Annotated in this window: 16 protein-coding genes; 6 read left to right on the top strand and 10 right to left on the bottom strand. The window is 54.5% G+C overall.

What is annotated here, in order from left to right; all coding sequences use genetic code 11:
• Nucleotides 1-17 precede the first annotated feature (17 nt).
• Entirely contained in the window at nucleotides 18-581 is a 564-nt protein-coding gene (locus R0137_RS00250) for an HAD family hydrolase (protein ID WP_407327704.1), read from the bottom strand.
• 44 nt (nucleotides 582-625) lie between these two features.
• Entirely contained in the window at nucleotides 626-1,570 is a 945-nt protein-coding gene (locus tag R0137_RS00245; protein ID WP_407327703.1) for a family 16 glycosylhydrolase, read from the bottom strand.
• A 139-nt stretch (nucleotides 1,571-1,709) separates the two neighbouring features.
• Here R0137_RS00245 and R0137_RS00240 point away from each other — a divergent pair, with 139 nt between their 5' ends.
• A complete protein-coding gene (locus R0137_RS00240) occupies nucleotides 1,710-3,266 on the top strand; it encodes an acyl-CoA synthetase (protein WP_407327702.1) in 1,557 nt (518 codons plus the stop codon).
• On the opposite strand, the gene R0137_RS00235 is transcribed toward R0137_RS00240, so the two are convergent.
• Nucleotides 3,267-3,776: a DUF2846 domain-containing protein gene (locus R0137_RS00235; protein WP_407327701.1), complete on the bottom strand. Its 510-nt coding sequence runs from the start codon at nucleotides 3,774-3,776 to the stop codon at nucleotides 3,267-3,269.
• A gap of 170 nt (nucleotides 3,777-3,946) precedes the next feature.
• On the opposite strand from R0137_RS00235, the gene R0137_RS00230 reads away from it, so the two are divergent.
• Complete coding sequence (locus R0137_RS00230) at nucleotides 3,947-5,548, top strand: TlpA disulfide reductase family protein (protein ID WP_407327700.1); 1,602 nt, start codon at nucleotides 3,947-3,949, stop codon at nucleotides 5,546-5,548.
• 17 nt (nucleotides 5,549-5,565) lie between these two features.
• Here R0137_RS00230 and R0137_RS00225 read toward each other — a convergent pair whose 3' ends face one another.
• The 3 genes from R0137_RS00225 to R0137_RS00215 all read right to left on the bottom strand — a co-directional run bounded on the left by R0137_RS00225 (nucleotide 5,566) and on the right by R0137_RS00215 (nucleotide 11,841).
• Nucleotides 5,566-7,815 carry an SPOR domain-containing protein gene (locus R0137_RS00225; RefSeq protein WP_407327699.1) on the bottom strand — a complete coding sequence of 750 codons (2,250 nt, stop codon included), beginning with the start codon at nucleotides 7,813-7,815 and terminating at the stop codon, nucleotides 5,566-5,568.
• 87 nt (nucleotides 7,816-7,902) lie between these two features.
• Nucleotides 7,903-9,198 carry a Zn-dependent hydrolase gene (locus R0137_RS00220; protein WP_407327698.1) on the bottom strand — a complete coding sequence of 432 codons (1,296 nt, stop codon included), beginning with the start codon at nucleotides 9,196-9,198 and terminating at the stop codon, nucleotides 7,903-7,905.
• A 39-nt stretch (nucleotides 9,199-9,237) separates the two neighbouring features.
• Complete coding sequence (locus R0137_RS00215) at nucleotides 9,238-11,841, bottom strand: flavin-containing monooxygenase (protein WP_407327697.1); 2,604 nt, start codon at nucleotides 11,839-11,841, stop codon at nucleotides 9,238-9,240.
• Between the two features lie 195 nt (nucleotides 11,842-12,036).
• On the opposite strand from R0137_RS00215, the gene R0137_RS00210 reads away from it, so the two are divergent.
• Both R0137_RS00210 and R0137_RS00205 read left to right on the top strand, forming a co-directional pair.
• Nucleotides 12,037-13,224 (top strand): M48 family metalloprotease, encoded by a 1,188-nt coding sequence (locus R0137_RS00210; RefSeq protein ID WP_407327696.1) that lies wholly within the window; start codon nucleotides 12,037-12,039, stop codon nucleotides 13,222-13,224.
• A gap of 156 nt (nucleotides 13,225-13,380) precedes the next feature.
• Nucleotides 13,381-13,911 (top strand): TlpA family protein disulfide reductase, encoded by a 531-nt coding sequence (locus R0137_RS00205; protein WP_407327695.1) that lies wholly within the window; start codon nucleotides 13,381-13,383, stop codon nucleotides 13,909-13,911.
• 31 nt (nucleotides 13,912-13,942) lie between these two features.
• Here R0137_RS00205 and R0137_RS00200 read toward each other — a convergent pair whose 3' ends face one another.
• Complete coding sequence (locus R0137_RS00200; protein WP_407327694.1) at nucleotides 13,943-14,881, bottom strand: glutathione S-transferase family protein; 939 nt, start codon at nucleotides 14,879-14,881, stop codon at nucleotides 13,943-13,945.
• Between the two features lie 59 nt (nucleotides 14,882-14,940).
• Here R0137_RS00200 and R0137_RS00195 point away from each other — a divergent pair, with 59 nt between their 5' ends.
• Complete coding sequence (locus R0137_RS00195; RefSeq protein WP_407327693.1) at nucleotides 14,941-16,170, top strand: FG-GAP repeat domain-containing protein; 1,230 nt, start codon at nucleotides 14,941-14,943, stop codon at nucleotides 16,168-16,170.
• Nucleotides 16,171-16,195: 25 nt separating this feature from the next.
• On the opposite strand, the gene R0137_RS00190 is transcribed toward R0137_RS00195, so the two are convergent.
• Together R0137_RS00190 and R0137_RS00185 are read right to left on the bottom strand one after the other, a co-directional pair.
• Nucleotides 16,196-17,104 (bottom strand): nuclear transport factor 2 family protein, encoded by a 909-nt coding sequence (locus tag R0137_RS00190; RefSeq protein WP_407327692.1) that lies wholly within the window; start codon nucleotides 17,102-17,104, stop codon nucleotides 16,196-16,198.
• Nucleotides 17,105-19,555 (bottom strand): zinc-dependent metalloprotease, encoded by a 2,451-nt coding sequence (locus R0137_RS00185; protein ID WP_407327691.1) that lies wholly within the window; start codon nucleotides 19,553-19,555, stop codon nucleotides 17,105-17,107. It lies immediately after the preceding gene.
• A gap of 142 nt (nucleotides 19,556-19,697) precedes the next feature.
• Here R0137_RS00185 and R0137_RS00180 point away from each other — a divergent pair, with 142 nt between their 5' ends.
• Nucleotides 19,698-19,925 carry a hypothetical protein gene (locus R0137_RS00180; protein WP_407327690.1) on the top strand — a complete coding sequence of 76 codons (228 nt, stop codon included), beginning with the start codon at nucleotides 19,698-19,700 and terminating at the stop codon, nucleotides 19,923-19,925.
• A gap of 51 nt (nucleotides 19,926-19,976) precedes the next feature.
• Here R0137_RS00180 and R0137_RS00175 read toward each other — a convergent pair whose 3' ends face one another.
• Nucleotides 19,977-21,539, bottom strand: a complete 1,563-nt coding sequence (locus R0137_RS00175) for a PQQ-dependent sugar dehydrogenase (protein ID WP_407327689.1) — start codon at nucleotides 21,537-21,539, stop codon at nucleotides 19,977-19,979.
• Nucleotides 21,540-21,553 lie beyond the last annotated feature (14 nt).

The following is a 21,553-nucleotide window of genomic DNA, read 5'->3' as shown; positions in this document are numbered from 1 at the left end:
GTTGATCGAGTGAGGGTCTACGGGGTTGAGCTAGAATCAGATTGCTCATGGAGCAGGGCGAGAAGAGCACGAAAGTCGCCTAATACCTGTAGCTGTATGTCGTAGTTCTCGCGAGGTTCACCGCCTTGGGTGTACAGAACGGGCATCATCCCCGCGCGCTGTGCAGCCTGTATGTCGTAGTGAAAGTCACCGACATAGGCGCAGTGCTTTGGATCGATGTTCCACTCTGCAGCCACCATAAGGAGAGCTTCTGGGTCAGGCTTTGGGGCTGCATCTTCTCGCGCCTTCAGGGGGATGTCCGGCATATCGAGTCGCTGCATGGTGATCTGCGCCGCATGGCGACTATTGCGGGTCACTATGGCAATCGGTGTGCCTTGTTGGTGCAGAGCATGCAGCGCTTCTTCTGCAGTCGGCATCCATTCGGCCGCTTCGGCGCCCGCCAGTTCATGCCGATGTATCACTGCCATGGCCTCGTGACGCGCAGATTCTGACGAGAGCGTCTCGACGTACTCTAAAAGCCCCAGACTCTCCGGTGCCCCCAGCTCGGCGCGCATCGCAGTAAAGTCGAGGCGGGAATCCACTAGCGTCCCGTCCAGGTCAAATATTATGGCGCGAAGCAAAGCACTCAATCGTCAGCACCCATGATTTGCGCTGCCTGCTCCGCCCAGTTCTCAAGCGGCTGTGCGTCGTACTGATAGATGCGTAACCAATCGTAGCGGCTGCGCATGGGGTATTCATTACGATCCTTGTTTCCCCCGAAAATATCCTCAATGTCATCGTTTGGAATCCAGAAGTTGATCATGACATCTGCCGGCGTATCGGGTATCGGTGTAGGTAGTTGTTGTGGCGGAATACAGCTTGGATCGCAGTCGATGTCGGCGGCAGACAAGGTCTTGATCAACTTGCCGTCGACAAACCACTTTATGCTTTTGGGGAGCCACTCGATGGCAAATACGCGCCAGGTATCTACGGGGCCCACATCGATTTTGTGTTCCCAGGCCCCAAAGCGACGAGTCTCACTCCAGGCCTCGGCGTCAAGGCCATAAATCAGATTTGCCTGAAAGGCATCGGGACGGCCTCCTTCCAGTTCAATATCAATTTCCTCCCACTCTCTATCAAACTGCCTGTTGCCTTCGTTAACATAAGTGAAAAGCGATGAAATGTACCCGGAAGCGCTTTGCCTGTCTGGCGCTCGCATTCGAGTCTCTACGCGGCCATAAAGGATTCGCTTTCCGGGCCGGGTGCGCACTTCACCGCAGACGTAGTCATAGGGATCCTTGAGTTTTTGATGATCCTCTGACCAACCGCCCGGCACATGTCGCTTATCAACAATGAGTTCCAGATTTCCGCCCGTGATACGAGTGCCTTGATCCTGAAAACGACACATCGCCTCTTTGCCAACGGCACCATCGCCCGAGTACCACACCGCGTTGTTAAAGGAGTCGAAACGATCATCCAGTACTAACGAAAACCCCCTATACACACCGGTGTAACCGGGATAAGCCTGGGGTAGATCTGCCAAAGTCGGCGCTGCAATAGCGATCAGCAGAAGAGCTGGGGCAATCTGCATCTGACGTAAGCTCCATGGGTAAAATTGAAATACTGTTGTAATCTCTAATAACCAACACGCATATTATAACTGGCATGGCTCGCTCTCTGGCCTACACTACAGCCTCTGCAATTGGCGATTAACTATAAGGATAAATAGCATGTATTCAGTGACCGAGTTTCTCAAGTCCAACGCTCGCGCGACGCCTGCTGCCCCGGCGACCAGGCATCTGGGTCGGAATCACAGCTGGGCTGAGATGCAGGATCGTGTTGCTCGGCTGGCATCGGCTATTCGCGCTATGGACATCGCTCCGGGCGATCGCGTCGCGATCCTCGCTCTGAACAGCGACCGTTATCTGGAGTTTTACTTTGCGGTTTGGTGGGCCGGCGCGGCGGTAGTCCCCATGAACACGCGCTGGTCTGCGGCGGAGAACGCTTATGCAGTGGGTGATGCCGGAGCAAACGTTTTGTTTATTGATGATGCTTTTGCACCCATGCTGGAAGAAATGACCGCAGAGCTTTCGCTAACGCACATCGTGTTTACCGGTGAAGGTGAGAAGCCTGCGGGTACACTGGATTATGAGAGCCTTATTGCCGCAAATGAGCCCTGTGAGGATGCGGAGCGCGGTGGAGAGGATCTTGCGGGTCTTTACTACACCGGGGGTACGACGGGATTTCCAAAAGGCGTGATGTTGTCTCAACAGGCACTATGGTTTAACAACCTTAGCGTGAGTAGTGGTTCTGAGTATCAGATGGGCGATGTTTATCTGCATGCTGGCCCTATGTTTCATCTTGCTGACGGTGCTTTTTCCGGTGCTGCCTGCACTTTCGGATTGTGCCACACGTTCCTACCCAGCTTTGATCCGTCCAAGGTGATGGATTTACTGGAGAGCGAAAAGGTCACCCACACGCTTATGGTGCCAACAATGTTGGGTATGCTTGTGAATCACCCGGATTTTGAACCCTCGCGCCTTAGCGCGTTGCGCGCGGTGGGCTACGGTGCATCGCCTATGCCCGAGGGACTAATGCATACATTGCTCGAACGCTTACCGACTGTTAACTGGATGCAGGGTTACGGGCAAACGGAAATGGCGCCCATCATTACCCTGCTCCCAGCCGAGAACCACACGCTTGAGGGACCCAATGCAGGCAAGATGCGCTCTGCGGGTCGCGCGGGACCTGGTGTTGAGGTTCGAATTTGTGACGAAGATGGTAATGACCTACCCAACGGCGAAGTAGGCGAGATCGTCGCGCGATCGCCCGGATCAATGATGGGCTACTGGAATCGTCCTGAGCAAACCGAAGAAACATTAAAGGATGGGTGGGTTAGTACCGGTGATGGCGCCTATCGCGATGATGACGGCTTTATCTTTATCGTGGATCGCCTCAAGGACATGATCGTTACCGGTGGCGAGAATGTGTTCTCCGCCGAGGTTGAGAATGCCGTGTCGACACACCCCGCCGTGGCGGCAGTGTCGATTATCGGTATACCGGACGAGCGCTGGGGAGAGGCGGTGCATGCGATTGTGATTCTGCAAGAGGGCCACAGCGTGACCGTTGAAGAATTGATCGAACATACCAAGACCATTGCTAACTATAAGCGGCCGCGTAGCGTGAGCTTCCGGGAGGAGCCATTCCCTCTTTCCGGTGCCGGGAAAATACTAAAGACCGAGCTGCGTAAGCCCTTTTGGGACAATCAGGATCGTGGCGTTAGCTAACTAGTTAGTCAAGGCTGCGTTCTTTAAGGATCGGATTTCGTAGACAGCGTCTGACTCTTCTATGTTATGGAGGTTGATAATGTATTGGCCTCTAAAGCTTCCGATAGTCATGGCGCTGGTGTCGAACTCCACGCCTAACCTCAGAAAGTAACTCTTCCCCGCCTCAAGCTTCAGAGAGTACATACGATCTTTGGGTTCCCAGCGAGCGTCTTTCGTGAGCCCCGTAGCGACAAACTCGCGGGAGCCAGGCGCTAGCTCCACCGCAAGGTATTGCTTGTTCTTCAGCATTCCGACACTTTCGCCGTCAACAAGTATTTCCGGGTAGCTGGTGACCAGGGGTTTCTTGCCCGGATTGCTACCCCCGGGCCGGTAAACGTAGACCATAGCGTTATCCGGTTCTGCTAAGGGCGTCGGTTCGAAGTAGCTGCTGTTGGCGCAGCCGACGATCATCGCGAAGGTCAAAACGACGGCCAAAAATATGCTTGCGAAGCGGCGGAATCTGTTGATCACGATAAGCACTCTCTTCTGTCGTCTGTTGGAGGGTCTCTGTCTGGAACTGTCGCCACAGCTTGAGATGAAGACATTATCGCCTTAAGCGGTTGCTTACTAGTTTTTAGCGCTTTTATGCAATCATTGGGCACTGAGGTTTATTGTCTGTAGCTTTACAGGAAACACACGTCATGAGGTTTTTGAGCGGCAACACCTTGCAGATTCTGCTTTTGCTAGTCCTCCTAAACTCCGCCACGGCAACTGCGCAGCAGGCGGATGTGCACAGCGGAGTCTGGCGAGTGGTTAACTATTGGTCAGAGTGGTGCTCACCCTGTCGCAAAGAAATCCCCATGCTTAATGCACTGAGTAAGGAGCTGGATCCCGATAAAGTTCGCGTTTTTGGCGTCAACTTTGACGACGCCGCGCGTCAAGAAACGCTCAAAACAGCGAAAGCCTTGGGCATCGTGTTTCCCACTCTTAGCAAGTCGGATGTCGCAGCGCTGGGATTGCGTGGGCCGGACGTTATGCCGACCACCTACATTGTTTCTCCCGATAACGAGGTGGCTGCGAAGCTGGTGGGTCTGCAATCTCGGACCCAAGTCCTGGAAGAGCTGTCCCGGTTGGGCCTGGCCCCAGAGTCACCCTTGGTGACCGAAGTGATGTCTCCAGCTCCCGTCAATAGTCATTTGCCCCGTTTGACCAGCAACAACGGTGATTTGTATCTGTCATGGGTGACCGACCTCAACACGAAAAGCCGATTGTCTTATGCAAAGTTAGGGGGAGCGCTAAAAGGAAACGGTAAAGGAGAAGAGAGCGAAGAGGGCTGGAGCCCACCCCTGACGATTAGCGAGGGCGGCAACTGGTTCATTAACTGGGCGGACTTTCCGGCGCTCTCGGTATCTGTGGATGGCATGGTCGCTCACTGGCTACAACGCAGTGGGGTCGACACTTATGACTACGATATTGCAGCGAGTTTCTTTGATGTCGAACAACAGCAATGGAGTATAGGGAAGCGCGTAAATACTGACGGTATCAAGGCTGAGCATGGATTCGTGTCTATGACGTCGGTCGGTGATCAAGGCACGCTCATCACTTGGCTAGATGGCAGGAATACCAAGCGCCAGCCGACTCCCGGAGCCATGACACTTCGTTCCGCGGTGTTTGACTATCAGGGCAAAAACCTTGAGGAGTGGGAGCTGGACGAAGCGGTCTGCGATTGCTGCCAAACCAGTTCAGCAATGACACCGAAGGGCCCGGTTGTTGTCTATCGCAATCGCACAAGTGATGAAATTCGAGACATTTTTATCGTGCGAATGGTGGATGGCTCCTGGTCGCAACCCCAAGCCGTGCATGACGATGGTTGGCAGGTAAACGGATGCCCTGTGAACGGTCCTGCGGTAGCTGCTAAAGGCGGCAGGCTAGCCGTGGCTTGGTTTACTGCTAAAAGCAGTGAGCCAAAGGTACAGTTGGCCCTGTCTGCAAATAGTGGAGAAACGTTTTCTGCGCCTATTCTCGTTTCAGCTTCCAACACCAACGGACGCGTGGACACGACTATTCTTGAAAACGGCGAGATACTTGTCAGCTGGATGGATAATACCGACAGCAATGCCAAGATCATGCTCTCAAGGTATAGCAGCAATGGTGATCTTCGGGACGTCACCGAGGTGGGTGTGACCGGCTCCTCGCGACGAAGCGGCTTTCCGGTGATAGAGAGTGTCGGCGATATTGCCTATGTCGCTTGGACGGACGTTACTGATGAACGTCAGGTGAGACTGGCTAAGGTGGTTTACTAACTCAGGAAGATTTCTCGCTAAATATCGGAGAACTGACGGATCCACGGCTGTAAGCGGGTAAGGTTTTTTCTGGCGGTCTCCGCCTCCTCGCGTGTTTTGTAAACGCCGTACACCACCAGATATTGGCTGGTATCGACCGTCCGTCTTTGTCGAACCACGGCGTCCTCTCCCAGTGACTGTTGCGTAACAAAAGAGCGTGCCGCTTCAAGGGTGCTGAAAACACCTAGCTGCAAAGTGAAGCTCTGTGGCGTTACTACACTGCTTTGAATGAGGCTTTGAGTAGGGCTGTGAGTGGAGCTTTGAGAGGTTCCTTGCTTGTTCCGACTACTTTTTCCGCGACTTACGATAGCAGGGCCACTTAGGTCGCCGCCCAGACAGGTAGAGACGGCGAGTTCGTTGCCTGCTGCCACCTGCTGGTATTTTGTCCAGAAGGCTGTATCTACTTTTTTACCATAGGTGGACGCTTTGCTGCTTCGATAGCGGGCCACTTTGCTAGGGCCGCCGTTGTATGTGGAGTAGCTCGATCGTGCGAGGTTAGATACACCACCGTTTTGCTTATGCTCGCCTTTTCGTATCGCGTATTTCATCAAGTAATCGATGAGCACCTCGGCGCCGGCATCGCTGTTGTAAGCAATGTCCCAACGGAGCCGCTGCTGATCGTAAAAACCACGCCAAACGCGCTCATTGATCTGCATGAGTCCAACGTCACCCGTGCCTGAACGCAGTGGCACTAACTTCTGATCCTTACTCACCGTGTAGTGGCGCCAGCAGCTTTCCTGCCAGGCGGTGGTGTAAACGAGCCGTCGGAAGAGCTCCTGGTAGGCGCTATCGAGTTTTCGGCTGGCGATAGCGTTGTCGATAGACTCCTCAAGAAGTACGGCAACCAATGGGAGGTACTCGGCGAGTTCCTGCCGCTTTGGTGCCCAGCTGTTTAAACGGTCATCGCTGGCCGCAAAAGCTTTAGGAAAAAACGAAAGATCCCAGCGCCAGTCGAAGCTTATGTCTGTGGACTCAAAGCTATCTTCGAATAGCTGACGAAGCTCAGGGTCCAATGCATCGGAGTAATTGAGTAAGTCGTCTCCCGCACTGCCATTGATCATTCGCGCAAGACGCCGCAGTCCGCTTGCGGAAATGTCGAGTCCCACGCTTGGTCCCAGTTGATCGAGGGCTTCCAGTGCATCCGTAGCCGCAATCACGCTTATCAGCAGGAGATGTTCCTGACCGGGCTGGTCTAAACCTATGCGCTGAAGGATGGGGGCCAGCGATTGCCAGCTTTGAAGGAACCAATCGCGAACGAGATCCTGCTCCTCGTCAGTGCTCGGCTCTACACTGAGTGCGTCCCGCAGGCGGTATCGACTCTCGATAAGTACTTCCAACAAAGCGTCGCGTAGCTCCTGTAACTGCGTCGCGGCTGCGTAGTGCTTCACCGTGAGAACCAGGAGGGAATCCATTAGCTGCCAGCGTTCCTCCCAGGCTGCCAGTTCATCCTCGCTCAGAGCGCGCTCTGGCTCCAAGGCGGTGCTTAAAGGGTCTACCTCAAAGGTAATCTCAGCGCTCAGCACTTGCTCCGTGGCGCGGAGTTCGCCAACGCGTAATGTGGAGAGCAGAGTTTCTATTTGGTCTTTGGAATGATCAGGTAGTACATCGGGCAGAAACTCTTCGATGGACTGTATTTGTGGCTTTAGGTCTACGGTGAAGCGTTCAAATATCCCCCGTACGCTAGACTCCGCTAGAGCCTGTATCTGAGGATTGTTCACAGTCTGGCCCGCGGGATTCATAAGCCAGACGCGCTCCGGTGAAAACCCGAGCGCGGTACCATCACTTCGCGCCTCGGGGATACCACTTATGCCAATCCTGCCTTTCCATGTGAGCATCGTTGCGCAGTTGCCAGTGCTACCGAAGCCGATGCGCGCATTTACATCGGCCAGCAGATCTATTTTTGAGTCACTGGGACTGACATTGGGCTCGCTCAGGACCACTTGACTACAACTACTGGGGTCTTCCAATACGTCGCGACTTTGCTCAGGACCTGTGAACAACTGCGTGACCAGAAGACGCTCTAGCAACGGGTAGTCAATCTGAAGGGGAACGGCTACCCGCAGACTTGAAGACGGCTCGTGGTCTTCGCCAAGCGATGCGTCGGCGGCTGTGGTGGCATCGGCATTAGCCCTAGCCCATTCACTGAGCAACCCCGCCGCCACTAGCAGCGCGATTCGCGTCCAATACCTTGGGCTACGACGAGGCGGACGTTCAGTGGCTGTCGTCATGGTTTTAGCTATGAATGGGATCATTACTGAAGCGGAGCTCTAAGTGCGTGGTGCGCTATTCTACGATGGGGCAGTGGATTTAGAGGTCTAATCTAGTTCGCTATCCAATTTTATTAAGGTTCTGAGTAAAACGTTGGCACCGTTAGTGATTTGCTCCGGGCTTGTGTACTCCTTCGGCGAGTGACTTACTCCGTCTCGGCTAGGTACAAAGATCATACCTATGGGGCAGATTGTTCCGAGGCTTTGCGCGTCGTGTCCTGCTCCACTGGGCATTCGTTGATGGCTTAGGCCCAGGGAGTCACTGCTGGACTCTATGACTTTCCGTAGTAGTTCGTCAGTCGGTGCGGCGAGGGATTCGTAGAACTGTTCGAAGAGAAAGCTTGTTCCCGTTTCGCCCGCCAACTTTTGGCTCGCTGCTTGAATCCGCTCAAACAAGGTACTGACCTTATCCATGCTCAGATCTCGAATCTCTAAACTCATTACTGCTTCACCGGGTACCACGTTGGGGGCGCCGGGAAACGCCTTGATGCGGCCAACCGTGGCTACTTGAGTGCCGGGGACCTCAGTGATCACTTCTCTTACCAGAATCATGAACTGCGCTGCCGCATAAAGCGCGTCGGAGCGCTGGTCCATGGGTGTGGTGCCCGCATGATTTACGGTGCCTCGAACGGTGACGTTCCAGCGCCGAATGCCAACAATACCCTCTACGACGCCAATCTCCAGCGCTTTGCGATCCAAAATCGCGCCTTGTTCAATATGGAGTTCCAGGTAGGCCGCAATGTCGCCGGGACTGCGTTTAACATCTGCAATGTTCTCGAGGTTCCCCCCAAGAAAACCAGTGCCGACTTCAAGGCTTCGTTTGCCAAGGCTGGGCAGCCCAAACTCTTTGGAGGCAACCTCGCCGGCTACGGCGCGACTGCCAGTTTTGCCGCCTTCCTCATTAGCCCAGACTACGAACTCCGCAGGGTGCTTCAGCGACACATCCTGTTCCTGCAGTATTGTCGCGACTTCTATGGCAGACATGACGCCAACAATCCCGTCGAAGTGACCTCCATTAGGTACGGTATCCACGTGTGATCCCAGTAAAATGGGAGCGAGGTTGTTGGCAACGCCCGGTCGACGTCCGACGAGGTTGCCTGCCGCGTCTATATGTGTGGTGAGCCCTGCTTTCTTCATTAGGCCGTCAAGATAGATGAGCGCCTCCTTGTTCGCATCGCTATAAGCAACCCGCGTTGATGCGCCGTAAGCGGTGCCACCGAAGCTTGTCATGGCGGTCATCGTTTGATTGAGACGCTCACTGTCGACCACCAAGTCGACCGCAGCCGACAAAGTGAAGCTTATAGAGCTGATACAAACAGCCACAATGGCGTGGAGTTGTTTCACCCTTAGACCGTCCTGGGTTCTATGCGCCAATTCAACACCCTATGCACTAATCTCCTCGCCGTTGAAAACTCTCTGTATGGCGTGGGCCATTTCTGTTCGCACAAAAGCGGCCGATACGATGACGTCGACCCAGCTTACCGACATGTGGGTGTGACCATCGACCCGGAGGTGATGTACGGGAACACCCGCAGCACTCAGCGCCGTGGCATAGGCATCGCCCTCATCGCGAAGGGGATCGAACTCACAGGTTATGACCATAGCTGGGGGAAGGTCTGACAAGTCGTCTGCGCGCAGCGGCGACGCTTTGGGGTCACTGCGATCCGCAGGGTCGCAGTAGTTGTCCCAGAACCAAGTCATTAATGATCGAGTGAGCGTGTAGCCTTCAGCGTTATCTATGATTGACTGGGTGTTCATAGCGCCGTCGACTGCCGGGTTAAGCAGTATCTGTCCTGAGATATCAGGGCCACCGGCGAGTTTTGCCTGCTGCGCAGTGACGGCAGCAACATTTCCGCCGGCGCTCCAACCTGCCACCGCGAGCTGCCCCGGGGTCCCGCCCAGCTCTTCGGCATGATCAGCAATCCAGCGCGTAGCGGCCAGGCCGTCGTCCACTGCAGCAGGAAATCGGTTTTCCGGCGCGTGACGATAATTCACCGATACAAAAATGGCATTGGACTGTTTGCAGAGGTCGCGGCACAGTGGATCGTCGGATGATTGGCTGCCCAACACCCAGCCTCCGCCGTGGAAGTACGCCACGATGGGGTGAGGCCCCGGTGTGGCAGGTCGGTAAAGGCGATACTCGAGTTTACTGCCATCGGCTCCCGGTAGTGTGCCGTCGATGATCTCTCCGACCTCCGGTCCCGGCGGGAACATTTCTCCCATACCGTCGGCCATTGCTCGAGCTTCTTCGACTGACACGGACTCAAAAGGCGGTGCTCCGGCCTCTTCGATCATCTCCAGGGTCAGGATCATGTCTGGTTTGACGGGCTGGATCACGCCGTCATGGGTTTGCGAGCCTTTGGGTCCCCCCACGGTAAAGCCCAAATAGTCGCGCTCAACCATCTCATCGCAAATCGCTCGATACCGTCCTACACCACCAACGTAAGGCAGAAACACTTGGGGCTTGCCCGGAACGTTTCGGCCCATGTACCAGCTATTTGCAGTCGGCAGTAGCGTGAGGTCGGCGAAGTCATTGCCATGCTGCATCCAGCGGTCTTGGGCGAGAGCTGTTGGTTCGATGGTATCGAGATCGTTGCTGCGCAAGTGCTCGAGCGTATCGGTGATGAGGTCAACGTGCTGTTCGATAGACACCATCATGTTCGACAAGACTGACGGACTGCCCGGTCCGGTGATCATAAATAGATTAGGGAAATCGACCGTCATCAGTCCCAGGTAGGTTTTGGGGCCTTCGTCCCAGGCGCTGCGGAGAGTTGCGCCGTCGCGTCCTGTGATATCGACGCCAACGATAGCGCCGGTCATAGCGTCAAAGCCCGTGGCAAATACGACCGCGTCAAACTCCAGCTGTTCGGGGTGATCACCTCCGATATCGATACCTTTAGCGGTAATGCTCGTTATTGGTTGCGAGTGCAGATCAACGAGGCGCACGTGCGGCAGATTAAAGGTCTGGTAGTAATTGGTATCGAGGCAGGGGCGCTTGGTAAAGATGTAATGGTTGGTCGGGCACAACAGCTCAGCGACGTCGGGGTCATTCACAGTATTTCGAATCTTATCGTGCATGAACTGACGATGCGTTTCGTTTGCCTCTGGATTGACCTGAATGTCGTTAAACTTAATTTGCTTCGCCAACTCGCCGGTCTTCCAAACATCCTCGTAAGCGGCGATGCGTTCCTCCTCATCCACTAACATGGCCGACACGGTGGGTTTGTCGGCGGGAACGCCGATTAAAGATTCTCTAGCGGCCTGGCGATAGGCTTCAACGTCACGGCTGTATTCCTCTAAACGCGCTTCAGCCACGGGGCCGTTATGCGCAGGGAAAGAAAAGTTGGGAGTTCGCTGAAACACGGTTAGCTGTTCTGCATCTTCGGCGATTAGGGGTATGGATTGGATGCCCGATGAACCTGTTCCGATGACGGCAACGCGTTTGCCCGTAAAGTCGACTCCCTCATGGGGCCAGCTGCTCGTGAAGTAGGTCTCCCCAGCGAATTGGCCTGCGCCGGGAACGTCGGGAACTTTGGGCATGGACAGGCAGCCGGTAGCCATGACATAGAACTTGGCAGATACGGTATCCCCTTGATCGGTGAGCAATGCCCAGCGCTTCGTGTCCTCATTCCAGGTCGCGCTTTGAACCCGGGTCTTGAATCGTATGTCGCGGCGAAGATCGTGCTTCTCGGCAACCGTTTGCGCGTAGCGCAGAATTTCTGGTTGAGTCGCGTAACGCTCACTCCAGGTCCATTCCTTCTGTAACTCAGGATCCCAACTGTAGGAGTAGTCCACGGTGAGGATGTCACAGCGCGCTCCGGGATAGCGGTTCCAGTACCAGGTGCCACCCACATCATCGGCTGCTTCCAGAACAGTCGTGTTAAAGCCTGCCTCTCTAAGCCTGTAAAGCTGATACATACCAGCAAAGCCGGCTCCTACGATGACTACGTCGACTTCCGTCACTGACTCGCGGGTGTTTTCGCTCATGGGGCTTCCCTTTTTATTGTGTGAGGCTTGCTTGCGAGTGGACTATCTTACTCAATAACGCATGTTTACCTAAACTTGTGGGCTGAGGCGCGTTGCTCACCCTCGTCCAACGAACGGGGTTCCTCATAGAGTTGTCTGCGCAACATAACGCCGATTAAGTAAACTGCGTGTGCCTACACGACGAGAGACGTCTGAATGTCAGCCTTGTTTGATCCCGAATTAGCGACTCAAGCCTACATAGATAGCCTGGGCCCTGAAGCTTTAGCCAAGGCAGCGGCTTACACCGCGGGTGCACACTGGCTGACACTGTGGGAGTTGCTGGTGTCGGCGCTGATTACGCTGCTCATAGTGCGAATGGGAGTGCTGGAAAAAGTCAGCAGCAAGGTCCCAGAGCATCGTCATTGGTTAAACGCACTGCTTACCTCAGTCGTGTTTTCTTTTGTTTACTCCCTGCTCAACCTTCCTTGGGAATATGTGTCGGAGTTTTTGCGCGAGACCCGATACGGACGGACAAGCCAGCCCGCCGGTGATTGGCTGCAGCAAGCCGTTCTCTCCATTGGGACGTCGGTGACCTTTGGTAGTTTGTTCTTTTCGGGGCTGTATTGGTTTATCCGCCGCACCGGGCGCGGTTGGTGGCTCTGGGCAAGCGGGTTCACAATGGCGATGGCAGGGCTGATGCTGATTTTGTCACCCACTTTTATTGAGCCGCTCTTCAACGACTACACAGCCGTGCCAAAAGGAGAAGTTCGCAACGCCCTGGAGGCCATGGCGGACGAGGCGGGAATAGAGCGCGAGCGTATCTTTATGTACGACGGTTCCCGTCAGTCAAACAACTTCACGGCGAATGTGTCGGGGCTTGGGTCTGCTGCGCGGATTGCGATATCTGATGTTGCTATCGACAGGGCGCTTTTGGATGAAGTTAAGGCAGTTACGGGCCATGAGATCGGCCACTACGTGCTTGGTCATGTATGGCGGATGTTATTTGCGCTGAGTGCCTTGGCGCTACTGTCGTTCTTCTTGATAGATCGTTTTTTTGATTGCTTCGCCCGTTTGTTTGGATCGAAGGCCAGGTTATCTGATCCTGCGGGCTTACCCGTGTTTTTGTTTATGTTGGGTTTGGTGTTTACGCTAGTTCAGCCTGTGACTAACGGAGTGATTCGTGCGGGAGAAAACGCTGCAGACCAGTATTCGCTGGAAACCGTTAACCTGCCGGACGCGCTTGCAGGCGCGCTGGTGAAGACAGCAGAGTACCGCTATCCCAGACCGTCACCTTTGCAGGAGATGCTCTTTTACAGCCATCCTTCGGTAGAGAAGCGGGTTCGTCGAGCGATGGAGTGGAAGCAAAACCACACTAAGAACCAAGCGGAGAACAGTAATGAGTAGGACGCTGGAGGGAAAGCGAACCCTGACAAGTTTTGGGGTAAACAACTTTTTTTGCAGGGGAATCTTTGCTGCTCTACTGTTGTCGAACTTGAGCTGAAGAGCTCTATGTACCTAGATGATTTAGGATGACCCAATAATGCCCACAGGTGAAAATTGATGAAGCAAATTTTTGTAGCTGCACTGCTCGCGCTGCTTTCAACCCAGAGTATTGCTGTCACTCAAGGTGATGTCGCCCCCCCTTGGACTGGTAAGGACCTAATTACAGGAGAGTCTGTAGATTTTCCTGATGTGCTTGGCGGTAAGCCGGCAGTGATCTTGTTCTGGGCTACGTGGTGTCCCTATTGCAAAGCTTTCATGCCACGTGCGGCTGAGATTCAAGCTGAATACGCTGAAGCAGGTGTACAGATTATTAGCCTAAATCACAAAGAGCGGGGCTATGGTGACGCTGCAGCCTACGCCAAGTCTTTGGGTTTCCCTCTGGTTGCGATTGCCGACGCGGATAGCATCGGTGATGCCTGGAGCATCGACTTTATTCCGGGCTTACTGGTAGTCGATGGTGAGGGCAACGTAGCCTACCGACGGCGAAGCACGAACCTGCCAGCGGGTTCCAAGGTATCGCAGATATGGGCCAGCGAAGTTCGCGCCGTGCTGGATGCATTGCTGTCATCAGACGCGACAGGCTCGTAATCGTTTCCAGCTTTTCGTTGGTGCCATAATCTTAGTGCGAGTCCAGCGCTGCTGACTTCAAGGCGTAGGCAGCGCGCGGAAAGTGTACGTGCAAGGTACCGAAATCCCGGGTCTCTCGTTTTAGGATTACGCGTTCTGCTGTGATTGCGGCCAAGAGTCCGGTGACCGGTACAACGCCGTAGTCCTCGGGCTGAATTTCGAGGCTTTGGCCGATCTCAAATTCACTGCTGGAATCGCTGGCGGGCAAAGGACGCGGCTCTCCACTTTTGGCGCTCGCGAAGGCATCGCCTTGAGTGATTTCTGTACGCTGACCTTGGCCGAAAGCACTGACCGCTTCGTACCATCGCAAAACATTTTTAGCTGCGGAGGGAAACTTTCCGCCGCAATTTAGGTGGAGCCACAGAGGGTGATACACCGCAAAGTCTGCAGCGCTGGGGACACTGCCGCCAAGCCACTCGCTATCGCCCAAGATTTGCTCAAGAGTGTCGAAGATGCCAGACATGATGTTACGCGCGTCTTTTGCGGGCTTCGCGGCGGTGGTGCCGCCATCCAGGATGCCGCTGCGGTCTTTGATGAAGCGGTAAGTTCCCACGGGCCCAAAATTCATGATCATAGTGCCAAGGAGCTTAGGTGCCGACACCGATGTGATTGCCGCAAAGAAGCCGTCACCCTGAGCTTCCTGCATAAGCTCCAGCGTCGCTCCGTCTACCTTGTAAGGGTCTAAGGTCGGCTGGTTAGTAGCGACGGCGATTTCTTGAGCGATCAGTGCCGAGTCACAAAAGATGTCGGCGCCTTGCTGGGCGATTGGTATGCGTCGATACCCGCCTGACAATGGGTCAACATTGGGTCGTGGCGGCCAGGCTGGCGACAGAAGGGAGTGCCAACTGCTGTTCGTGTAGCCAAACATCAGTCGGATCTTTTCTGCAAAAGGAGAGCTTTCGTAATGGTGAAGAATCATTGACTCGCTCATGGGCCTGTCCTCGAGTGTTGGATCCGAGAAAATACCATGCTTCCCTCTTATACTGGGGTATGACAAAAACTTTATCGTTCGTAGTAGCCTCGTTTATCGCTACCGTCATAGTGACGGCTTGCCAATCCCCTGTTGCGGTTAATACCAAAGGCGGGGGCGGTCGCTCCTTTACTCAAGGCCTGACCCTGGAGGAAGAGGCATACCCGTCGGCCAATGCAAGCATCGGTGATACCAACGGAGACGGGCATCTGGATATCGTTCTGGTGAAAGGCCGCCACTGGCCATTGCAGAATCTGGTTCGCTATGGCGACGGAGAGGGAGGTTTTTCACCGATCTCATCTATAGGTCCCGGGCCTGATCGATCCTACACCGGCGAGCTATTTGATCTGGACGGTGACGGCGATTTGGACATGCTGGTGAGCAACGATTCTCCCGACCCTAAACGCGTGTTGCACAACGATGGACAGGGAGTGTTCACGGAGGTCCAGCAGTTCGGCTCTCCCGATTGGAATACCCGACACCTGTCTGTCGCTGACCTTAATGGCGACGGTCTTTCAGACGTGATTGCTGCAAACAGAGGCGGGCGCAAAACTACCGATAGCTTTGTATGCTTTGGGGTTGCCATGGGCCGCTTTAGCGAGTCCTGCGAGGTAATCTATCGCGGATCCGCGACCACCATCACACCTGCGGATGTTGACGGCGATGGCGATGTCGATTTGATCATACCTCACCGTGACGGTGGTCAGAGCGAGCTGCGCTTGAATGACGGCGGAGGTGGCTTTGCCGAAAGCAAAGCCTTTGGCCCGCCGACAGTTGGCTATCGTTCTGCCGCTGTCGCGGACTTTGATAACGATGGTCGAATTGACATCGCGATCATCTCTCCCGGATCGAGTACGGGGGTAGGAGGCTCTGCTCCTGATGGGGGCAACCAGGTGATCGCGGCACCTCGCGTCGGTGTGTTCTACGGAGAGCCAGAACTGGAGTTTAGTTCACTCAAATCCATGACAGACTCAGTGGAGCGACCCTACGCGATACTTGCCGAAGACGTGGATAGGGACGGACGAACAGATTTAATCGTTGGGTTTATCGAGGCGCCTTCGACAGTATGGTTCAACGAGGGTGGTCGAAAATTCACCGCGATACGGTTTGGCGACGGACTTGGCGACCCGTTTGTTGAGAAGGAGGGCACCACCTACGGTTTCGCGGTCGATGATTTGAACGGCGATGGGTTGATGGACATCGTGGTAGCTCGCTCCGATGCGCCCAACATGGTCTATTTCGGAAAGTGAAACCGGTCTTACTGAAGCACGGTCGCTAGGGTGCGTTAAAACCGAAAGCCCATTTCCAGTTTTCGCCGTCGTTTACATACACAGTGGTCGGATAGACAGGCATATCATCAAACTGTTGTTCACCACAGGTGGCTTTTACGCTGCCCGTTAGCGTCAGTACTGCCACGTTCGGTAATACCTGTGTGGCGTCACCCCCGCTAAGGGCGAAGCTGTCTACATCACAGAAGGGGCCGGTCCAGTTAGCGATGGTATCGATCTTATTGGCAAAGTAGTCGCCAAACACGTTTACAAAGGAAATGTCTTCAGCCGTGAGCTTCACCAAAGCGTTTGCATCATGAGTGCGCCATGTTTTCCAAACAGCGGACTCCACAGCCAGCAGTGACTCGAGTAAGGAACCCACCGGTGCAGCTTCGCTCGACCCCAAACTTTCTCTATTTGCGAGAGGTGGCGAATTGGCAGCGGAATCAGGCGTGATGATGGCGTTCTCGCCGTGATAAGCGATCTGCCAGCTGTCTTCCTTGTATACCCACAGTGTTGACGCGCGAACAGGCGTTGGTAGGGTGATTGAGATGTCACCGCTTGCGCAGTTCGCTTGAATGTCTATGCGATAGCTAAGGACGTAGGCGTCTTCACTGACTTTAAGGATCTGCGGCGAGCTTAGTGCTAGAGGGTCACTTACTTCGCAATTGATTGTGCTGACCATACCCGCTGCATAATCCTTGCCCGCACGGTTACCTTTTTGGAACAGGAAGAAGTCGTCACTCATCCTAGCGGAATAGCCGGCTGCATCGCCCACTAAAAACGCCTCGATGATTTGACGATCCATCTCGAGAAAGGCCTGAGCATCGGGCGTTTTCGCTAGCTCGTCGGCTTGCGACTGCACAGCAATCATCACGATGGGTAGCAATAGGGCTTTCGGGTCTATTTCGCGCATTTAGATAGGATCTCCCGGGGGCATTTTTAGAGATACCGAGTCTGGTGCTTCGCCTGTTTCCTGCCAGTGAAGGATCTCTGCCGCCATGCTGTAACGGTGCGCATCACGCTTTGACTTCTTTTCTAGATCAGCGCGCAAGCGGTTAAGGCGATCGACTAATACGGCTCGAACGAGGCCGCTAATTTTTGGATTGCTGGCACTGATCATCATTTCCCGAGTAGTCACTTGCTGAACAACCTGCAGGACCTTTTTTCGATAGTCATCATTGGGTTCCTCAGCAGACCATGTGGCTTCGAGAATAGCATCGACTACTTCCTCGAGAGTAGGGTAGTCACCCATGCTGCCGTAGGCGACTACACGTTCCATACGTGCGGGGTGCAGTACCGTTTGCACGGTGAGGCTGACCGATGCTTCAACGGCACCCAGGGCATCAAAGTACAGACCGGTCCGGCCTGGGAAGGCCTCGCCTTGATCAAAGCGTTGGGCGCGTGGTGGCAGAAGCGCGAGTATGTCCTTGGGCAGGGTGAGAAAGTCGACATCCAGAGTCGACAGCACGGTGGACAGCGCATCGCGCTGTTCTTCGGCATCAATAATGGTAAACGCTTGCTGGCCGTCGCCGCGCAGTGTGTTGCGATAGTCGGCGCCACCAATACTCTGGGCTGCTGCGTTCATTTGAAAGCGGTGGTGCATGTACAGCGGCAACAACACGTACTCTAGGGTCGAGACGGGTTCCCCGGCGCGTATCAGCTCTTCTCCGAAGTTGTTCAAGCCGATTTCACGTACCTTTATTTCATGCTTCAGGTGATCAACCAGATTGTCGCCGTTGTCCCAGACGCTCGCGTAGGGATGTCCTGCACCCCGGAAGTTATTGTTGTTGTGCGCCATGAAGAGAAGCCCGCTATCCAGACTCTCTTGAACAATCTTCCCTAGTTCAGCCGCTTCATCCGCGCTTTCGTCAAATTGTGTGTAGGAATAGCGTACCGCCAGCTTGTCGTAATCGCCAATTCGCTGAGGATAGGCATTGGAGAAATCCAGCTCGCCATCCTCCGTGATTTCTACCAAGGGTGCTGGATAGTCCATGACGCTCTCACGACCATAGCTGCTGGCGAGATAATTGTGAGGAAAGCCAAGGGTGTGGCCTATCTCGTGAGCCGAGAGCTGCCTAACGCGATCAAGTGCCAAGTTTACTGAGGCGGAATTGTTTCCTGTGGCCGAAGCAAGATAGTCAAATCCCGGTATGAGTCCCTGCCCGTGGAGATAGTCCTGGCGTAGGCGCAAGCTACCGAGGTTGACGTTTCCTTTGATGATTTCACCGGTACGCGGATCGACCACGGAGTAGCCGTAGGAGTAGCCGCGGGTACGTCGGTGTGTCCAATGAATCATGTTGTATCGGATGTCTTGCGCGTCTACTCCCGCGGGCAACTCGCGAACCTGAAACGCGTCGATGAAGCCGGCGGCTTCAAACGCCTGGTTCCACCAGCGGCCACCTTCTATCAGTGCGCTCTTGATAGGCTCGGGAACACCGGGGTCAAGGTAGTAAACAATCGGTTCGATCGCCTCGGACTGCGCTGCGCTGGGGTTTTTCTTTTCTAGACGATGGCGGGCAACAAGACGAACGACCAGGTCTTCGCCGATGGCCGTGCCGTAGTCCTGAATCGTCGGGCCATTGGTGCCAATCCTTGGATCTGAAATACGGGTTTTAAAACCGTCGTCGGGAAGCTTCACGATGGAGTGGTGCTGTCTAAGCGTTATCGACGATCCCGTCGCCGCCACTTTGTTGACCAGGTCACCGGGAGCATCACTGGTAAAGGTGAGCATGGCTTCCACTTCGATGTTCTCGGGGAACGCGGCCGTGTTGTCCAGGTAGATGGCGCTTCGAGACTTTTCTAACTTGAACTTGCCTTGGTCTCGTCGCTTGATTTGGCCGACAACGTTTCGAGCATCACGTAAGAAAAACTCGGTTGCGTCGACGAGGATGCTGCTATCGCCTTCGGCGACTATGTCGAATCCCCAGTGAACCGAGGGCGCAAAAGCGTCCTTTACGGCGGTTCGTTCTAGCTGATTGTCGCTTGTGGCGCGATACCGGTAGTTGGGCTCAATGAGTAAAACGCGTGGGCCGACACGTTTGGCCTCGAGGATGTGAGTGCCTCTAACCTGCCCGCGATCAATACCAATGGGGTTGGACCCGAGACCAGAGCCCATAGATACCTGATATAGAAATTCCGTATCCAGCTTGTCGATCTCCAGATACATAGCCCCCGCTGAGCTATCCCAATAGAGGTCGAAATACCCCGGCATATGCTCTGCGCCAGCAACCTTATCCGCCAGAGATGGTAGGTCAGCGGACCGAGCGTGGGACGAAGCGGCGAAGACGAGGACGATAAGCATCTGTTGCAGTGTGCGCCGCGCAAAGCCCTGGCTTGTCGATTCTGCGGCTCGAAATAAGATCATAGTTTGTGGCCTCAATGGTTCTGTGTTGTAACGGGAATACACCGGTCTCGGTGATTACTCTGCCATCCTATACTATGTATGTTGTATGAATCAGCGATGCTCGGTTTGAAATTTCGAGACGGGCGTTAAGGGAGGTTTACTCATGGGAATCATCGGAGTCTTACTGGCTGCGCTTATTGTGGGTTTTCTAGTGATGTCGAATATTTCGTCATCGCCGGGGGAGCAGACTTTTGGTGAATCTCAGCAAGAGCCGGACGCTGCCCTACAACTCGAGATGGATAAGCCTGCAAACGCCATTGACTCGGTGCAACAACGGGCTGACAGCTTGCTTCAGAGCAGCGAAGACAAGTATCGGGAGCTCGATCAGTAGGCCTTTGAGAGGGGGTTCATTAATCCTGCTTTGGCCCTGATTTGAGTTTCTCTAGGGAGCTCTTACTTGTTCAGTTAGGTAAGTCAGGACCTGGTTGTACTCATCATCGCTCAGGTTCATACCTTTGCCGATCATGCTGTTAAGCACTTCTTTCCAATCGTCAGGGTTTCTTGGTTCAGCTATTACCATATCGACACCGTGGCAGCTGCCGCAGGCTCTTTGGATCAGTTGCTTGCCTTCGGCATTTGGGAGCACCGCGCCCTCTGCAGATGCCGTCGCTGCAGCGGGAGAAGGTGGTTCAACACGTAGCAGCATACCGTCGGTATCCCGCGGCCCCCTCAGCCTGCCTTCGGTTAGCAGGTAGATGTAGCCATCTGGTCCCTCGCGAATATCACGAAAGCGCACACCAAGTTCTGTGAGCATGGTGTCGCCCTGCTTGATGAAGTCGCCTCGGATACTCATCTGCGCGACGGTCTTAGAACCAGCGCCCGCTACCATCAGACTGCCTTTTAAGCGTGGGAACTTATTACCGCTGTAAAAAAACATGTTTTCTGGGTTAAAGGCTGGGTTCCAGAAGAACAAAGGGTTGTCCATTCCTTCGCGATACCAGGGCTGCTCCGAGACTAGACTCCCTGAGTAATGCCTGCCCAAAGAGACCAGTGGCCAGCCGTAGTTATGCCCGGGGATGATTCGATTGATCTCATCGCCCCCGGCAGGGCCAAACTCTGATGCCCACATCTCCCCGGAGTTAGGATCCCAAGCGATGCCATAAACGTTCCGGTGTCCATAGCTGTAGATCTCATCTTTCGCATTAGGGTCATTTACGAAGGGGTTGTCCGATGGGGCCGATCCGTCTTCACGGACGCGTAAGATCGCCCCGATATGATTCATGAGGCTCTGCGCTTCGGGCCGTGCACTGGAGGTATCACTGGAGGTGGTGCCGTCCCGATCGCCCACGCTGATGTACAGCATGCCATCAGGCCCAAACACCATGCGTCCGCCATAGGTGCCCAAGGGGCTCTCCCAGGCATCGGCTACCAGTATGTCCTGAACGTCTTTCAAGCGACCTTCATCAAAACGCGCACGCAGGACCGCGAGCGTGGTTCCTGTTTCTGGCTCCCGATCTTTTGTATAGGAGATGTACAACTGCTGGTTAGTGACGAAATCCGGGTGAAGAACAATGTCGTGTAAACCGCCCAGCCCAACGTTGTTAAGGGCAGGGAGCCCGGCGATGGGTGTTGGGTTAAGAACGCCATCTGTTACCAGCCGGAGACGCCCGGGCCGCTCGGTTATCAACATCTCCCGTCCACCGGGTAAAAACACTAAGCCGTCAGGATGAGACAAACCCTCCGCCAGCTTAACCACGCGGATCGACATGCCACCCTTGCTCTTAAGGAGCACGGGCTCGTCTACCGCTGCACCACTCAGAGCGTCTTCCGGGTAAGCCCGAGCAATCTGTGCGGGCGTGAGCGGTGCGGTGACACCTGGCGTTTCGACCGTAGTGGCTAGAGATGCGTTCGGCGCCGCGAAGGCGTTGAACGAAAGAGCCGTTAGGCCAACCGCGATGCTGAGCTTAAGGCTCATGGCGTTGCTGACATTGTTAAGGAATGGCATAGGTTCTCCAAAAT

It is taken from the genome of Congregibacter brevis (assembly GCF_045689245.1).
In the GTDB taxonomy this organism is placed as follows: Bacteria; Pseudomonadota; Gammaproteobacteria; order Pseudomonadales; family Halieaceae; genus Congregibacter; species Congregibacter brevis.
Note: the sequence above shows the minus strand (reverse complement) of the source record. Positions and strands in the feature narration are given on the sequence as shown.

Excerpts from the sequence above, each read along its gene's own strand:
- R0137_RS00245 (WP_407327703.1), bottom strand. The coding sequence starts at position 1,570 with ATGCAGATTGCCCCAGCTCTTCTGCTGATCGCTATTGCAGCGCCGACT.
- R0137_RS00240 (WP_407327702.1), top strand. The coding sequence starts at position 1,710 with ATGTATTCAGTGACCGAGTTTCTCAAGTCCAACGCTCGCGCGACGCCT.
- R0137_RS00230 (WP_407327700.1), top strand. The coding sequence starts at position 3,947 with ATGAGGTTTTTGAGCGGCAACACCTTGCAGATTCTGCTTTTGCTAGTC.
- R0137_RS00225 (WP_407327699.1), bottom strand. The coding sequence starts at position 7,815 with ATGACGACAGCCACTGAACGTCCGCCTCGTCGTAGCCCAAGGTATTGG.
- R0137_RS00215 (WP_407327697.1), bottom strand. The coding sequence starts at position 11,841 with ATGAGCGAAAACACCCGCGAGTCAGTGACGGAAGTCGACGTAGTCATC.
- R0137_RS00210 (WP_407327696.1), top strand. The coding sequence starts at position 12,037 with ATGTCAGCCTTGTTTGATCCCGAATTAGCGACTCAAGCCTACATAGAT.
- R0137_RS00205 (WP_407327695.1), top strand. The coding sequence starts at position 13,381 with ATGAAGCAAATTTTTGTAGCTGCACTGCTCGCGCTGCTTTCAACCCAG.
- R0137_RS00200 (WP_407327694.1), bottom strand. The coding sequence starts at position 14,881 with ATGAGCGAGTCAATGATTCTTCACCATTACGAAAGCTCTCCTTTTGCA.
- R0137_RS00195 (WP_407327693.1), top strand. The coding sequence starts at position 14,941 with ATGACAAAAACTTTATCGTTCGTAGTAGCCTCGTTTATCGCTACCGTC.
- R0137_RS00190 (WP_407327692.1), bottom strand. The coding sequence starts at position 17,104 with ATGCGCGAAATAGACCCGAAAGCCCTATTGCTACCCATCGTGATGATT.
- R0137_RS00185 (WP_407327691.1), bottom strand. The coding sequence starts at position 19,555 with ATGATCTTATTTCGAGCCGCAGAATCGACAAGCCAGGGCTTTGCGCGG.
- R0137_RS00180 (WP_407327690.1), top strand. The coding sequence starts at position 19,698 with ATGGGAATCATCGGAGTCTTACTGGCTGCGCTTATTGTGGGTTTTCTA.
- R0137_RS00175 (WP_407327689.1), bottom strand. The coding sequence starts at position 21,539 with ATGCCATTCCTTAACAATGTCAGCAACGCCATGAGCCTTAAGCTCAGC.